The following is a 14,292-nucleotide window of genomic DNA, read 5'->3' as shown; positions in this document are numbered from 1 at the left end:
CCTCGGATCGGCCGGTCGCGGCGCGGCGCCCAGGGTCTAGGTTGAAGCCATGGCGCAGATGGCGCGTGAGGAGCGGCTGGTCCTGGGGATCGCGATCCTCGCCTCGTTCGTCGCATTCCTCGACGGCACCGTCGTCAACGTCGCCCTCCCCGCCATCCGCGCCGAGCTCGGCGGCGGGCTGGCCACCCAGCAGTGGGTGGTGGATGCGTACCTGATCACCCTGGGCGCGCTGATCCTCGTGGCGGGATCGGTGTCGGACGTCTTCGGGCGGATCCGGGTGCTGCGGATCGGCGTCATCGGCTTCGGCCTCACCTCGGTGGCGATCGCAGCCGCCCCCACGGCGGAGTTCCTCATCGTGGCACGGGCGGCCCAAGGGGTCGCCGGAGCATTCCTCGTGCCCAGTTCGCTCGCGCTCATCACATCGACCTTCCGCGATGCCGCCCAGGCCCGTGCGATCGGCGTCTGGACGGCGCTGACGACCGCGGCGATGCTGGTGGGACCCGTGCTCGGCGGACTGTTCGTCGACTTCGCGTCGTGGCGGCTCGCCTTCCTCATCAACGTGCTCCCGATCGCGGCGACCATGTGGATGCTGGGCGCGCTGCGGCGCCGGGACGTCCGGCGCGAGGGCGTCGGGATCGACTGGCCCGGAGCAGCGCTCTGCACGGTGGGGCTGGGCGCGACGGTGTTCGCCCTCATCGAGCAGCCCCACCTCGGCTGGGGCTCACCGGCCATCTGGGGAAGCTTCGCCGGGGGCCTGGCCGCCCTCGCGGGATTCCTCGTGCGGCAGCGCTCCGCACGGCATCCGATGATGCCCCTCTCGCTCTTCGGCGTGCGCAACTTCTGGACGGGCAACGTCGCCACGGCGTTCATCTACGCCGCCCTCGCCCTCAACGGCTTCGTGCTGGGCGTCTACCTGCAGCAGGGTGCCGGGCTTCCGGCCACGCTCGCCGGGCTGGCGACCCTGCCGGCGACCGTGCTGCTGATCCTCTTCAGCGCGCGGGTGGGGACCCTCGCCGGGCGCGTGGGCCCGCGGCTGTTCATGACCGCCGGGCCGCTGGTCATGGCGGTCGGCTCCCTCATGCTGCTGTCGGTGTCGTCCGACTTCTCCTACATCGCCCAGGTGCTGCCCGGGACGATCGTGTTCGGGCTGGGGCTGAGCCTCACGGTGGCGCCCCTCACCTCGGCGATCCTCGGCGCGATCGATCCGTCGCGCAGCGGAATCGCCTCAGCGGTCAACAACGCCGTCAGCCGCGTCGCGGGGCTGCTGGTCATCGCCGCGCTCGCGACGATCGTCGGCGGCGAGCTGGACCTCGACGGCTTCCACCGCGCCGCGGTCGTCACCGCGGTGCTCATGGCCGCCGGCGGCGTGATGTCGTTCGCCGGCATCCGCAATCCGCGCCCCGCGGCTGCCGCCGGAGCGGCGACCGCGGAGACGGCCGGCTGATCCGCGCGATCAGACCAGGCTCTTGGGATGCCAGACGGTCTTGGTCTCGGTGAACGCCGTGATCCGGTCCAGCCGCGGCGCGGTCGCGTCGGCGCCCTGCTCGGGGGGCAGCACCCGCGTGAGGGTCTCGGCGGCGGCGATCTGCAGGTCGACCCAGTCCAGATCACCCGCGCCGACCAGGTCCAGGCCGTGCACATCGGGGTGCGAGGCGAGCCACGGGGCGATCTCGGCCGGCGATCCGGTGAGCACGTTCACCGCGCCCGCGGGCACATCGCTCGTGGCCAGAACCTCGGCGAGGCTGATCGCCGGCAGCGCGTGGCGCTCGGACGCGACGACCACGACGGTGTTGCCCGACACGAGGGCCGGGGCCACCGCCGAGACGAGGCCGACCAGGCCGGTGTCCTGCGGCGCGACGATCCCCACCACGCCCGTGGGCTCGGGGACGGAGATGTTGAAGTACGGCCCCGCCACCGGGTTGCCGTTGCCGGCGACCTGCGCGTACTTGTCGCACCACCCGGCGTACCAGACCCACCGGTCGACCGCCTCGTCGACCTCGTCGGCGGCGCGCGCGGGCTTGACGCCCGTGAGCGCGGCGATCTCGGCGGCGAACTGGGCGCGACGGCCCTCGAGGATCTCGGCCACACGGTAGAGGACCTGACCGCGGTTGTAGGCCGTCGCACCCGACCACGCCTTCAGGGCGCCCGCGGCGGCGGCCACGGCATCCCGCGCGTCCTTGCGGGACGCCTTCGCCGCGTTCGCGAGGAACCGCCCGTCGGCGCCCTCGACCGCGTAGGTGCGGCCGGATTCGCTGCGGGGGAACGCCCCGCCGATGAACAGCTTGTAGGTCTTCGGCACCGTGAGTCGCTCGCTCATGCCGCACCGCCCTTCAGGTAGGCCGCCAGGCCATGCCGGCCGCCCTCGCGGCCGTATCCGGATTCCTTGTAGCCGCCGAAGGGGCTCGTCGGGTCGAACCTGTTGAACGTGTTCGCCCACACCACGCCCGCGCGGAGCTTGTCGGCCACCGCGAGGATCCGCGATCCCTTCTCGGTCCAGATGCCCGCCGACAATCCGTAGGGGGTGTTGTTCGCCTTCGCGATCGCCTCGTCCGGCGTGCGGAAGGTCAGCACGGACAGGACGGGACCGAAGATCTCGTCTCGCGCGATGCGGTGACTCGCCTGGACGTTGGTGAAGACCGTGGGGGCGAACCAGAAGCCCCGGTCGGGGATCGCGCAGTCGGCCGTCCACCGCTCGGCGCCCTCCTCGTCCCCGATGCGGCTGAGCGCGCGCACGCGCTCCAGCTGCTCGAGCGAGTTGATCGCACCGATGTCGGTGTTCTTGTCGAGGGGATCGCCGAGGCGCAGGGTGGACAGCCGGGCCTTCAGCCGGTCGACGACCTCGTCGTGGATGGCCTCCTGCACGAGCAGGCGGCTGCCCGCACAGCACACCTGACCCTGGTTGAAGAAGATGCCCGTGACGATGCCGTCCACCGCCTGATCGATGGGAGCGTCGTCGAAGATGATGTTCGCGGCCTTGCCCCCGAGCTCGAGCGTGACCTTCTTCTTCGTCCCGGCCACGGCCTTGGCGATCTCCCGGCCGACGGCGGTGGACCCGGTGAAGGCCACCTTGTCGACGTCCGGATGCCGGACCAGTGCCGCACCGGTCGCGCCGGCCCCGGTGATGATGTTCACCACGCCGGCCGGCAGATCGGCCTGCTGCAGGATCTCGGCGAACAGCAGCGCCGTCAGCGGAGTGGTCTCGGCGGGCTTGAGCACGACGGTGTTCCCCGCGGCGAGCGCGGGGGCGAGCTTCCACGCCAGCATGAGCAGCGGGAAGTTCCACGGGATCACCTGCGCGGCCACGCCGAGCGCGCGGGGGTCCGGGCCGAGGCCCGCGTGCTCCAGCTTGTCGGCCCAGCCGGCGTAGTAGAAGAACCAGGCCGCGACCATCGGGATGTCCACGTCCCGGCTCTCTTTGATGGGCTTGCCGTTGTCGAGGCTCTCGGCCACGGCGAGTTCGCGGGCGCGCTCCTGCACCAGCCGGGCGATGCGGAAGAGGTACTTCCCGCGGTCGCGGCCGGGCATCTTCGACCACGTCTTGTCGTAGGCGCGGCGCGCTGCGGCCACGGCCGCGGCGACGTCGGCGTCGCTCGCGGCGGCGACGGTGGCGAGGTGGGTCTCGTCCGCCGGCGAGATCGTCGAGAACGTCTCGCCCTGCCCGGGACGGAACTCGCCGTCGATGAACAGTCCGTATTCGTCGCGCAGCTGCAGGATGCTGCGGGACTCGGGTGCGGGTGCGTAATCCAGGAAGCTCATCGTGTCCTCAGTCGATCGTGACGTAGTCGGTGCCGGTGTAGTGCCCGGACGAGACCTTCTGACGCTGCCGCAGCACGTCGTTGAGCAGGCTCGAGGCTCCGAAGCGGAACAGGTGGGGCTGCAGCCATTCCTCGCCGGCGATCTCTGCGACCGTGACGAGGTACTTGATCGCGTCCTTCGACGTGCGGATGCCGCCGGCGGGCTTCACGCCGATGCGCTCGCCCGTGGCGCGGTACCAGTCCCGCACGACCTCGAGCATGAGGAGGGTGGTGGGCAGGGTCGCCGCCGGCTGCACCTTGCCCGTGGAGGTCTTGATGAAGTCGCCGCCGGCGAGGATCGCCAGCCACGATGCGCGCTTGATGTTGTCGTAGGTGGCCAGCTCGCCGGTCTCGAGGATCACCTTCAGCGACGCGTACGACCCGTCCTCGCGGCGGCACGCCTGCTTCACCTGCGCGATCTGGTCGAACACCGCCCCGTACCTGCCCGAGAGGAAGGCGCCGCGGTCGATGACCATGTCGATCTCGTCGGCCCCGGCGGCCACCGCCTCGGCGGTGTCGGCGAGCTTGATCGCCAGCGATGCGCGGCCGCTCGGGAAGGCGGTGGCGACGGCCGCCACCGAGACGCCGCCGTCATCGGGGTCGCCGTGGGCCTCGCCGAGCGCCTCGATGGCGTGCGGCACCATATCGCCGTAGACGCAGACAGCCGCCACGCGCGGGCAGGTGGGGTCGGCGGCATCCGGCACGAGCGCCTTGGCGACGAGCGAGCGCACCTTGCCGGCGGTGTCGGCGCCCTCGAGGGTGGTCAGGTCGATGAGCCGGATGATCGTGTCCAGCGCCCACGCCTTCGACGACGTCTTGATGGAGCGGGTGCCGAGGTCGGCCGCGCGCTGCGCCAGGCCCACGGCGTCCACGCCGGGGAGCCCGTGCAGGTACCGGCGGAGCGTGGTGTCGTCGGGCTGACCGCCCAGCAGGTCGACGGCGCGTTCGGGAAGCGTCTGCAGATCGGTTCGGCTCATGGCTCCTCGTTCCGGACGGTCCGGCGCTGGCCGTCCACGCTCGATCGTATGCGGCGATCGGGGCCCTGGCGCTACCGACTCAGGGTGTGGCGCACCCGCTCGACGTCGTCGGTCATCTGCGCGATGAGCGCGTCGATGCCCTCGAAGGCCACCATCCCGCGGATCCGCTCGGCGAACTGCACCTGCACGCGGTGGCCGTACAGGTCGAGATCGGTCTCGTCGAGGACGTAGGCCTCGACCTGGCGGACGAGCACGTCGTCGAAGGTCGGATTGGTGCCGATGCTGATCGCGGCGGGGTACCGGATGCTGCTTCCCGGTCCCTCGGTCCGATCGGGGTCGCCGAGCCCCTCGTCCACGAGCCAGCCGGCGTAGACGCCCTCGGCGGGGACGAACCCCTCGAGGTCGGCCGACAGGTTGGCGGTGGGGAAGCCGAGGGCGCGTCCGCGCTTGAGGCCGTGGACGACCTCTCCCCACACCGAGGGGAGCCTGCCCAGGAGCCGTGCGGCGCTGGCGACGTCGCCGTCGGCGAGCAGCTCCCGGATCCACGTCGACGACACCCGTCGCTGCCCTTCGATGGCGCGGATGTCGCCCACGACCTGGACGTCGAAGCCGAACTCGGCGCCGAGCTCGGCGAGGGTCTCGGGGGTGCCGGCGCCGCCGCGCCCGAACCGGAAGTCCGCGCCCACCAGCACCACGCGCGCGCCGAGCCGGTCGGCGAGCACGTGCTCGACGAACGCGCGCGGGCTGAGCGAGGCGAGCGCCTCGTCGAATCGCAGCACGAGCGTGGCGTCCACGCCGGCGTCGGCCAGCAGCGCCAGCTTCTGGTGCAGGCCGATGAGACTGTCCGGACACCGCTCCGGGCGCAGCAGCGCGAGGGGGTTGCGGTCGAAGGTCACGGCGACCACCTTGGCCGCCGAGGTCGCCGCGTCCACGCGCGCGCGGTCGATGACGGCGCGGTGCCCGCTGTGGACGCCGTCGAACTTGCCGATCGCGACCACCGACGGGCCGAAGTCCGCGGGAACGGCCTCGGGGTCGTCGAAGACGATCACTGCGCGACCGCCGCGGCGGGCAGGGCCGGGCTCGCACGGGGGCGATGGACGACGAGCCACCACAGCCCGAAGAAGGGCAGGACCAGGGGGACGAAGAGGTACCCGAGGCCGAACCACGACCACACCGTCGGGTGGGCGAAGAGCTCGGGGAGCAGGAGCGACAGCGATCCGATGACGAGCACGCCGGCCAGTTCGAACACGATGGCCGCCCATGCCACGACGTACCAGGCCCTGTTCCCCGCGAAGACGAGGGCTGCCGTGGCGAGGATGTACACCACGGCGGACAGCGCGGACAGCGCGTATGCCAGGGGTGCCTCGTCGAAGCGTTCGACGATCTGGACGAAGGAGCGGCCGGTGGCGGCGAGCGCCATGATCGCGTAGACGATCACGAGGACTCGGCCGATGCCGCTCATGCGACGGCGGGGGCGGTCGGGGGAGGTCATGACCTTCCCATCCTAGTTCTCGACCGCGACACGCCGATGGCGAGCGAATCACATAGATCACATCCGCCACAGAAGTAGACAGACACACCGAAAAGTGTCAATATTCACAGACGGCACCCGACCGCATCCTGCCCACTCCCGCTCCAGACTCGAAGTGCCCTCATGCGATCCACGCGCTCCCTTCTCGCGGCGACTCTCGCGACCCTCGCCCTCCTCGCCGGCGCGCTCGCTCCCGCACCCGCCGTCGCCGCCACCGTCCCCGGGGCCGCAGGCGTGCCCGTCGCGGCATCCGTCCCTACGACGGTCCCGCTGGCCACCACGTTCCGCAATCCGCTGACCGCGAAGACCTACTGGATCAGCTCGCACTACGGTCCGCGCTGCATCCCGCTGCCCGGCGCATCCACGTTCCACCTCGGCACGGACATGGCCGCCAAGGCCGGCGCGCCGATCTACGCGATCGCCGCCGGTGTCGTCACCGCCACCGTCAGCGGCACGAGCTCCCGCGTCGGCTACGTCGCCGTGCGGCATAACATCGCCGGCGCCGAGTACACCTCGATGTACATGCACGTGTGGTCGGCGACGACGCAGGTGCGCGTGGGGGACGTCGTGAAGGCCGGTCAACGCATCAGCGAGGTCGGCACCAGCGGCGGATCCACGGGCAACCACCTGCACCTCGAGGTGTGGCGCGCGACCAGCGGCGCCGCCCAGCCGCAGGATCCCCGCGCTTTCATGTCGGCACGAGACGTCGACCTGTACACGGCGTCTTCGGGCGTCACCGCCCGCGACACGCCCGCCACCTGCACGTACTACACCACCGCCGAGGTCAACTTCCGCAGCGCCGCCTCGCTGGCCTCCGGGGTGATCCGCCTGCTGCCGCCGGCCACCCAGATGGTGCACGTCCCTGGTCAGATCAGCTCCGGGTTCATCCCGGTGAAGATCGGGTCGCAGTCCGGATGGATCTCGTCGTCGTACGTCTCGCCGGTGAAGCCCGTCGTCGCACCGACTCCCACTCCGACCCCGAGCCCGACACCGACCCCGACCCCGACCCCGGCCCCGGCCCCGGCTCCGGCCGTCACGCCGTCCGGCACGTTCGAGACGACCGCCCCCCTCAACCTGCGGGCGGCCGCCTCGACGACAGCGAGCGTGCTTCGCATCATCCCGCGCGGCGCGGACGTCGGGCGCGTGCTCGCCGTGGACGGCATCTGGTATCAGGTGACTTACGAGGGGACGACCGGCTGGGTGTCGTCGGACTTCCTGCGGCCCGCCGCGCTCACGGCGCCGACGCCCACGCCCTCCGTGACGCCGACCCCGACGGTGACCCCGACCCCGACCCCGACCGTCAAGCCGTCACCGACCCCCACCCCCACGGTGAAGCCGTCGCCGACGCCTACGCCGACCTCCACGGTGAAGCCGTCGCCGACGCCTACGCCCACACCCACGGTCAAGCCGGCCCCGGCCCCGGCGCCGGTCACGTCACCGGCGGCGACCTACGTCACCACCACGGCGCTCAACCTGCGCGGCACTCCGTCGCTGTCGGGCACGGTGCTGCGACTGATCCCCAAGGGCGCGAACGTCGGCAAGGTGCTCGCGACCTCCGGAGTGTGGCGCAAGGTCGTCTACCAGGGCCGCACCGGCTGGGTCCACTCCGGCTACCTGCGGACGGCGACGGCGGCGACCGCACCCAAGCCCGCGACGTACGCCACGACCACGTCGCTGAATCTGCGCAAGGCCCCGTCGACCGCGAGCGCGCGCCTGCTGATCATCCCCAAGGGAGCGAGCGTCGGCTCCGTGCTCGCCAAGAGCGGCGTGTGGTTCAAGGTGACGTACAAGAGCCGCACCGGCTGGGTGCACTCCGCCTACCTCGTGAAGCGCTGAGCCGCGGCGCGGGCGTGCTCAGGCGATCTGCACGGTCCAGATGACCTGCATCCGCCACACCATGACCGCTACGGCGAGCCCCGCGATCCCCATGATGACGGTGCTCCAGCGGCTGCGTTCGAGAAGCGCCCAGAACACCGACGCGGGCGGCAGCAGGGCAGCCGAGACGAGGTAGACCCAGTACTCCAGCAGGCTGCCCGTCGGCGGGTTGCCCGCGAGCGGCGAGACGATCCCGACGACGATCTGCGCAACCAGCAGCAGCTCCACCAGCGCGAGTCCCCCCACGCTCAGGTCGCTCGGCCGGCGACCGGCCAGCCCCAGGACGATCGCGAGCACGCCCGCGATCGTCGCGACCACCACCTGCACCACGGCGAACCACAGGATCATCGCGCGTCCTCCTCGGGCATGTTCATCGCACTCTTCACATCGGCGCCCCGGCGCTCGACGACGCCCACGAGCCGCCCCTCGGGATCTACCGCGGCCACGACGCCGCGGGCATCACCCAGCCGGACGGCCGCTCCGGTCAGCCGCTTCCCGTGGCGCAGATCACGCGCCTCGTCGGCCGAGACCGGCAGGACGCCGAGCACGGCGGCCGCCGCGTGGGCGGGCGAGAGGGGCGCGGCGTCGCCCAGGCCGTCGACGGAGGCGGCGTCGGCGACGTCGAACGGCCCGATCCGGGTGCGGCGCAGCGCCGTCAGGTGCCCGCCGACGCCGAGCGCGGCACCCAGGTCGCGGGCGAGCGCACGGATGTACGTCCCGCTGGAGCAGTCCACGACGACGTCGAGCTCGATGGTGGCGCCGCGGCGGCGCTCGTCGAGGACGTCGAAGCGGGCGACCGTCACCTCACGGGCTGCCAGCACCACCTCCTCCCCCGCACGGGCGAGGTCGTAGGCCCGGCGCCCGCCGACCTTGATGGCCGACACCCGGCTGGGGATCTGCGAGATGCGGCCGGTCAGGGCGCGGATCTGCCGCGCGATGTCGTCGGAGTCGACGTGCGCGGCGTCCGCGCGCGCGACGACCTCGCCGTCGGCGTCGTCCGAGTCCGTCGAGACCCCCAGGACGATCGTGGCGAGGTAGGTCTTGTCCAGGCCGACGATGAAGGTCAGCAGGCGCGTGGCCCCGTCCACGCCCAGCACCAGCAGTCCGGTGGCCATCGGGTCGAGGGTGCCGGCGTGCCCGATCTTGCGCGTGCCCAGGATGCGGCGCGCGCGGGCGACGACGTCGTGGCTGGTGATGCCGCCTGGCTTGTCGACGAGAAGGATGCCGGAGGTCACCGCTCCAGCCTAGGGCCGCCTCCTGCGCGCCCCCGCGTACGCTGAACGGATGCCCGACATCGCCGCGCCCATCGCCGCGTGGTACCGCGAGCATGCCCGCCCGCTCCCCTGGCGGCATCCCGGATTCGGTGCGTGGGGGATCCTCGTGAGCGAGTTCATGCTCCAGCAGACGCCCGTGGCCCGCGTGATCCCGCGGCTGGAGGCCTGGCTGAAACGCTGGCCGACCCCCGCCGCGCTCGCCGAAGCCGCCCCAGGCGACGCCGTCCGGGAATGGGCGAACCTCGGCTACCCGCGGCGCGCGCTGTGGCTGCACCGGGCCGCGACCGAGATCCGCGATCGTCACGGCGGCGTCGTGCCGCGCGACGTCGATGCGCTCCTGGCGCTGACCGGCATCGGCGATTACACGGCCCGCGCGGTAGCGGTGTTCGCCTACGGCGACCGCCACCCGGTCGTGGACACGAACACCCGCCGGGTGCTGGCCCGCGCGGTGGACGGGCGCGCGCAGCCCGGCCCGCCCTCGCGACGGGATCTGGCCGCCATGGCCGGCATGCTGCCCGCGGACGACGCCGACGCAGCCGTCGTCAACGCGGGCGCGATGGAGCTCGGGGCCGTGGTGTGCACGGCCCGCGCCCCGCGCTGCGAGCGGTGCCCGATCGCCGACGTCTGCCGCTGGCGCGCAGCCGGCCACCCCGACACCCCCGACGAACGGCGCAGGCAGGCGCGTTACGAGGGCAGCGACCGGCAGGCGCGGGGCGCCGTGCTGAAGATCCTGCGGGATGCCGACGGCCACGCCCACCCGATCGACGGGGTCCTCGCCGGCTGGCCGGACGCGCGGCAGCGCGACCGCGCCATCGACTCCCTCATCGCGGACGGCCTCGTCGAAGCCGACGGCGACCTGCTGCGCCTGCCGATGTGACCTTCGGCCCTGCAGCCTGCACGCGCAGCGACGTAACGTCGCCGTCATGAGAGCACTGATCGTCTTCGAGTCGATGTTCGGCAACACCCGCGAGGTCGCCGACGCGATCGCCGCGGGGCTCGCCGAGCACATGCAGGTCGACACCCGGAGCGTGGACGACGCGCCCGCGGAGGTCCCGGCGGACGTCGACCTGGTGGTCGCGGGCGGCCCGACCCACGCGTTCTCGATGTCGCGCGAGACCACGCGCCGGGATGCCGTCACGCGCGGGGCGGATCACCCGACCCACCGCGGCCTGCGGGACTGGATCACCGACCTGCCAGAGGCGGCCGGGGGCGCCGCCGTCGCGACGTTCGACACGCACGTGACGATGAAGTGGATGCCGGGATCGGCGGCGAAGGCCGCCGCGCACAAGGCGCGCGAGCACCGCATGCGGGTGATCGACACCAAGAGCTTCTACGTCACCGACACTGCCGGGCCGCTCGCCGAAGGAGAGACCGACCGGGCACGGGACTGGGGTCACCGCCTGGCCAGGCTCGTCCAGCAGGGCTGACGGGGATCAGTCCTCGTCGTCGTCCTCGCGCGTGATGTAGGGGTCGGCTTCGCCCGCGTAGTCGGCCGAGGCCGCGAGACCCGCCACGGCGGCATCCCGCTCCCGCGCCTCGCGCAGCAGATCCTCGATGTGCCCCGCGTTCTCGGGGATCCCGTCGGGGATGAACTCCAGGGTCGGGGTGAGGCGGACGCCGAGCTTGCGCCCGACCTCGCTGCGCAGCATCCCCGTCGCCGCGCGCAGCGCCTGCCCCGAGGCCTCGCGCTCCTCGGCGGTGCCGAGCACGGTGTAGAACACCGACGCGTGCTGCAGATCGCCGGTCACCCGGACGTCCGTGATCGTCACGAAGCCCAGCCGCGGGTCCCGCAGACCCTTCTCGAGACGCTCCGCGATGAGGACGCGGATGCGGTCCGCCAGGCGCGCCTGCCGTTCGCCAGCCATCTTCTCTCCTTGCTCTTCACCACGCCCGCCCGCGGTCGTCCACGGGAGCGGAGGCGAGGGATGCGCCGCCGACAGTCGGGGTCTTGGGGGTCCCGTTGTCGGTGGTGCATCCCTCGCCGCAGCGCAGATACGGGGATCAGCCGCGCGGCTTCTCCACCATTTCGGTCGTCTCGATCTCGTCGCCGATCTGGATGTCGTTGTACTTGCCCAGGCCGATACCGCACTCGAAGTCCGTGCGGACCTCGGTGACGTCGTCCTTGAAGCGGCGCAGCGACTCGATGGCCAGGCCGTCGGCGATCACGACGCCGTCGCGGATGACGCGCGCCTTGGCGTTGCGCGTGATCGTGCCCGAGCGGACGATGACACCGGCGATGTTGCCGAACTTCGAGGAGCGGAACACCTCGCGGATCTCGGCGACACCCGACTGCACCTCTTCGAACTCCGGCTTGAGCATGCCCGTGAGGGACTGCTCGACATCGTCGATCGCGTTGTAGATGACCGAGTAGAACCGGATGTCCACGCCCTCGCGGGCGGCGCGCTCGCGTGCCTTGGCGTCGGGGCGGACGTTGAAGCCGATCACGATCGCGTTGTCGATCGTGGCCAGGTTCACGTCGGACTCCGTCACCGCGCCCACGCCGCGGTGGATGATCCGCAGCTGCACCGAGTCGTCGACCTCGATCTTGAGCAGCGACTCCTCGAGCGCCTCGACGGCACCCGACACGTCGCCCTTGATGATGAGGTTGAGCGACTCGACCTTGCCCTCTTCGAGAGCGCGCGTGAAGTCCTCGAGCGAGATGCGCTTGCGGGCCTTGGCCAGCTGGGCGTTGCGCTCCGCGGCTTCGCGCTTCTCGGCGATCTGACGCGCGGTGCGGTCCTCTTCGGTGACGATGAAGGTGTCGCCGGCGCGGGGCACGGAGTTCAGACCCTGCACCTGCACCGGACGCGAGGGCGCTGCCTCGTCGACCGGCTCGCCGTTCTCGTCGATCATCGCGCGGACGCGGCCGTACGCGGTGCCGGCGACGATGGCGTCGCCGACGCGCAGCGTGCCGGACTGGATCAGCACGGTGGCCACGGAGCCGCGACCCTTGTCGAGCTTGGCCTCGATGGCGACGCCTCGCGCGGCCTTGTTCGGGTTCGCGGTCAGGTCCAGGCCGGCGTCGGCGGTCAGCAGCACGGCGTCCAGCAGTTCCTGGATGCCGGTTCCCTGGCGAGCCGAGACGTCGACGAACATGACGTCGCCGCCGTACTCCTCGGCCACCAGGCCGTACTCGGTGAGCTGCTGGCGCACCTTCGCGGGGTTCGCCTCGGGCTTGTCGACCTTGTTGACCGCGACGACGATCGGGACGCCGGCGGCCTGGGCGTGGTTCAGCGCCTCGACCGTCTGCGGCATGATGCCGTCGTCGGCGGCGACCACGAGGATGGCGATGTCGGTCACCTGCGCACCACGGGCACGCATGGCAGTGAACGCCTCGTGACCCGGGGTGTCGATGAAGGTGATCGCACGCTCGATCTCGTCGTGCTCGGTCCACACCTGGTACGCACCGATGTGCTGCGTGATGCCGCCGGCCTCACCGGCGACCACGTTGGTCTGCCGGATCGCGTCGAGCAGTCGCGTCTTACCGTGGTCGACGTGACCCATGACGGTCACGACGGGAGGCCGGATCTCGAGGTCCTCCTCGTTCTCGGCCTCCAGCTCGGCCTCGAGGTCCAGACCGAAGCCCTCGAGGAGCTCCTTGTCCTCGTCCTCGGGCGAGACCATCTGGATCTTGTAGCCGAGCTCCGCGCCCAGCACCTCGAAGGTGGCCTCGTCCAGCGACTCCGTCGCCGTCGCCATCTCACCGAGGTTGAACAGGATCGTCACCAGGGTGCCCGGCTGCACGGTGTAGCCGCGGATCGCCTCGAGCTTGTCGGCGAAGTCCGAGATGGACGCGCCGCGGCGCAGGCGGATGATCTCGCCGTTGCCCTTCTGGACGTTGACGCCGCCGACCTGCGGGGCATCCCGCATCTCGAATTCCTGCCGCTTCGCCCGACGCGACTTGCGCTGCTTGGACTTGCCGCCGCCCTTGCCGAACGCGCCGGCGGTGCCGCCGCCGGGGCCACGGCCACGGCCGCCTCCGCCGCCGGGACGACCGGCGAAGCCGCCGCCGCCACCGGGACGCTGGAAGCCGGTTCCGGCACCGGCGCCGCCGGGACGACCGGGACCGCCGGGACGCTGCTGGAACGGGGCGCCGGGGCGACCGCCGCCACCGGGACGACCGGCGCCGCCGGGACGCGGGGCGCCCGGGCGCGGGGCACCGGGGCGAGGCGCCTGCGGACGCGGGATGTTGCCGGGGTTCGGACGCTGGCCCATGCCCTGCGCCGAGGCGAACGGGTTGTTGCCCGGGCGCGGGCCGGCCGGACGCTGGCCCATGCCCTGCGAGGACGCGAACGGGTTGTTGCCGGGGCGCGGCGCTCCGCCGGGACGCGGCGGCTGAGGTGCCGGGGCACCCGGGCCGGGCTTGGGGGCCGCCTGACCGCCGGACGCGTCACCGGGACGCGCCTCGGGGGCGGGGCTGGGAGCCGCAGGCGCCGCGGGTGCGGCGGGAGCCTTCGCCGCGGGAGCCGCGGGCGCCGCCGGAGCGGCGGGTGCCGGAGCGGGAGCAGCCGGGGTCGCGGGAGCCGCCGCGGGTGCGGCGGGCTTGGCCGCCGGACGCGCCGGGCCGGGACGGGCGCCGCCCGGGCGGGCGGGGGTGGCCGGCTTGGCGTCGGCCGGAGCCGACGCGCCGGCGCCGTCAGCCTGCAGGGCGGCGCGGAGCTTCCGCGCCACCGGAGGCTCGATGGTCGATGAGGGGCTCTTGACGAATTCGCCGAGCTCCTTCAGCTTGGCCAGAGCAAGCTTGCTGTCTACGCCGAGTTCGGAAGCGATCTCGTGCACGCGTGGTTTCGCCACAATTCTCCTGTCTCAGGGTCCACCCCAAGGCAGGGCAGACCGTCAGT

13 protein-coding genes are annotated in these 14,292 nt (G+C 72.2%); 4 read left to right on the top strand and 9 right to left on the bottom strand.

What is annotated here, in order from left to right; translation table 11 throughout:
- Positions 1-49: 49 nt before the first annotated feature.
- Entirely contained in the window at positions 50-1,444 is a 1,395-nt protein-coding gene (locus ACYVF4_RS11770) for an MFS transporter (RefSeq protein ID WP_460722878.1), read from the top strand.
- A gap of 9 nt (positions 1,445-1,453) precedes the next feature.
- Here the strand turns inward: ACYVF4_RS11770 and ACYVF4_RS11765 are convergent, their stop codons facing one another.
- The 5 genes from ACYVF4_RS11765 to ACYVF4_RS11745 form a co-directional block, all read right to left on the bottom strand.
- Positions 1,454-2,317, bottom strand: coding sequence for an aldehyde dehydrogenase family protein (locus tag ACYVF4_RS11765; RefSeq protein ID WP_460722876.1), 864 nt, complete (start codon positions 2,315-2,317; stop codon positions 1,454-1,456).
- Positions 2,314-3,756, bottom strand: coding sequence for an aldehyde dehydrogenase family protein (locus tag ACYVF4_RS11760; protein WP_460722874.1), 1,443 nt, complete (start codon positions 3,754-3,756; stop codon positions 2,314-2,316). Before ACYVF4_RS11760 ends, ACYVF4_RS11765 begins: the two co-directional genes overlap by 4 nt.
- 7 nt (positions 3,757-3,763) lie before the next feature.
- The gene (deoC, locus tag ACYVF4_RS11755) at positions 3,764-4,771 is read right to left on the bottom strand and encodes a deoxyribose-phosphate aldolase (RefSeq protein ID WP_460722872.1); all 1,008 of its coding nucleotides are present in this window, start codon (positions 4,769-4,771) and stop codon (positions 3,764-3,766) included.
- A gap of 71 nt (positions 4,772-4,842) precedes the next feature.
- Positions 4,843-5,820, bottom strand: a complete 978-nt coding sequence (locus ACYVF4_RS11750; RefSeq protein WP_460722870.1) for a bifunctional riboflavin kinase/FAD synthetase — start codon at positions 5,818-5,820, stop codon at positions 4,843-4,845.
- Complete coding sequence (locus ACYVF4_RS11745) at positions 5,817-6,263, bottom strand: hypothetical protein (RefSeq protein WP_460722868.1); 447 nt, start codon at positions 6,261-6,263, stop codon at positions 5,817-5,819. Before ACYVF4_RS11745 ends, ACYVF4_RS11750 begins: the two co-directional genes overlap by 4 nt.
- 162 nt (positions 6,264-6,425) lie before the next feature.
- On the opposite strand from ACYVF4_RS11745, the gene ACYVF4_RS11740 reads away from it, so the two are divergent.
- Positions 6,426-8,138, top strand: coding sequence for an SH3 domain-containing protein (locus tag ACYVF4_RS11740; RefSeq protein ID WP_460722866.1), 1,713 nt, complete (start codon positions 6,426-6,428; stop codon positions 8,136-8,138).
- An 18-nt stretch (positions 8,139-8,156) separates the two neighbouring features.
- On the opposite strand, the gene ACYVF4_RS11735 is transcribed toward ACYVF4_RS11740, so the two are convergent.
- Together ACYVF4_RS11735 and truB are read right to left on the bottom strand one after the other, a co-directional pair.
- The gene (locus ACYVF4_RS11735; protein WP_460722864.1) at positions 8,157-8,525 is read right to left on the bottom strand and encodes a hypothetical protein; all 369 of its coding nucleotides are present in this window, start codon (positions 8,523-8,525) and stop codon (positions 8,157-8,159) included.
- On the bottom strand, positions 8,522-9,412 hold the full coding sequence (gene truB, locus ACYVF4_RS11730; RefSeq protein WP_460722862.1) for a tRNA pseudouridine(55) synthase TruB: 891 nt from the start codon (positions 9,410-9,412) through the stop codon (positions 8,522-8,524). Before truB ends, ACYVF4_RS11735 begins: the two co-directional genes overlap by 4 nt.
- A gap of 49 nt (positions 9,413-9,461) precedes the next feature.
- Between truB and ACYVF4_RS11725 the strand changes: the two genes are divergently transcribed.
- Entirely contained in the window at positions 9,462-10,328 is an 867-nt protein-coding gene (locus ACYVF4_RS11725; protein WP_460722860.1) for an HhH-GPD family protein, read from the top strand.
- Positions 10,329-10,374: 46 nt separating this feature from the next.
- The gene (locus tag ACYVF4_RS11720) at positions 10,375-10,878 is read left to right on the top strand and encodes a flavodoxin family protein (RefSeq protein WP_460722858.1); all 504 of its coding nucleotides are present in this window, start codon (positions 10,375-10,377) and stop codon (positions 10,876-10,878) included.
- A gap of 6 nt (positions 10,879-10,884) precedes the next feature.
- Here the strand turns inward: ACYVF4_RS11720 and rbfA are convergent, their stop codons facing one another.
- Positions 10,885-11,316, bottom strand: a complete 432-nt coding sequence (rbfA, locus tag ACYVF4_RS11715) for a 30S ribosome-binding factor RbfA (RefSeq protein WP_460722856.1) — start codon at positions 11,314-11,316, stop codon at positions 10,885-10,887.
- Between the two features lie 136 nt (positions 11,317-11,452).
- Positions 11,453-14,245: a translation initiation factor IF-2 gene (infB, locus tag ACYVF4_RS11710; RefSeq protein ID WP_460722854.1), complete on the bottom strand. Its 2,793-nt coding sequence runs from the start codon at positions 14,243-14,245 to the stop codon at positions 11,453-11,455.
- Positions 14,246-14,292: the final 47 nt, after the last annotated feature.

The organism is Microbacterium aureliae, from assembly GCF_054780155.1.
Note: the sequence above shows the minus strand (reverse complement) of the source record. Positions and strands in the feature narration are given on the sequence as shown.

Bases quoted from the DNA above. Each gene is read 5' to 3' on its own strand.
- ACYVF4_RS11770 (WP_460722878.1), top strand. From the start codon at position 50: ATGGCGCAGATGGCGCGTGAGGAGCGGCTGGTCCTGGGGATCGCGATC.
- ACYVF4_RS11765 (WP_460722876.1), bottom strand. From the start codon at position 2,317: ATGAGCGAGCGACTCACGGTGCCGAAGACCTACAAGCTGTTCATCGGC.
- ACYVF4_RS11760 (WP_460722874.1), bottom strand. From the start codon at position 3,756: ATGAGCTTCCTGGATTACGCACCCGCACCCGAGTCCCGCAGCATCCTG.
- deoC (WP_460722872.1), bottom strand. From the start codon at position 4,771: ATGAGCCGAACCGATCTGCAGACGCTTCCCGAACGCGCCGTCGACCTG.
- ACYVF4_RS11745 (WP_460722868.1), bottom strand. From the start codon at position 6,263: ATGACCTCCCCCGACCGCCCCCGCCGTCGCATGAGCGGCATCGGCCGA.
- ACYVF4_RS11740 (WP_460722866.1), top strand. From the start codon at position 6,426: ATGCGATCCACGCGCTCCCTTCTCGCGGCGACTCTCGCGACCCTCGCC.
- ACYVF4_RS11735 (WP_460722864.1), bottom strand. From the start codon at position 8,525: ATGATCCTGTGGTTCGCCGTGGTGCAGGTGGTGGTCGCGACGATCGCG.
- ACYVF4_RS11725 (WP_460722860.1), top strand. From the start codon at position 9,462: ATGCCCGACATCGCCGCGCCCATCGCCGCGTGGTACCGCGAGCATGCC.
- ACYVF4_RS11720 (WP_460722858.1), top strand. From the start codon at position 10,375: ATGAGAGCACTGATCGTCTTCGAGTCGATGTTCGGCAACACCCGCGAG.
- rbfA (WP_460722856.1), bottom strand. From the start codon at position 11,316: ATGGCTGGCGAACGGCAGGCGCGCCTGGCGGACCGCATCCGCGTCCTC.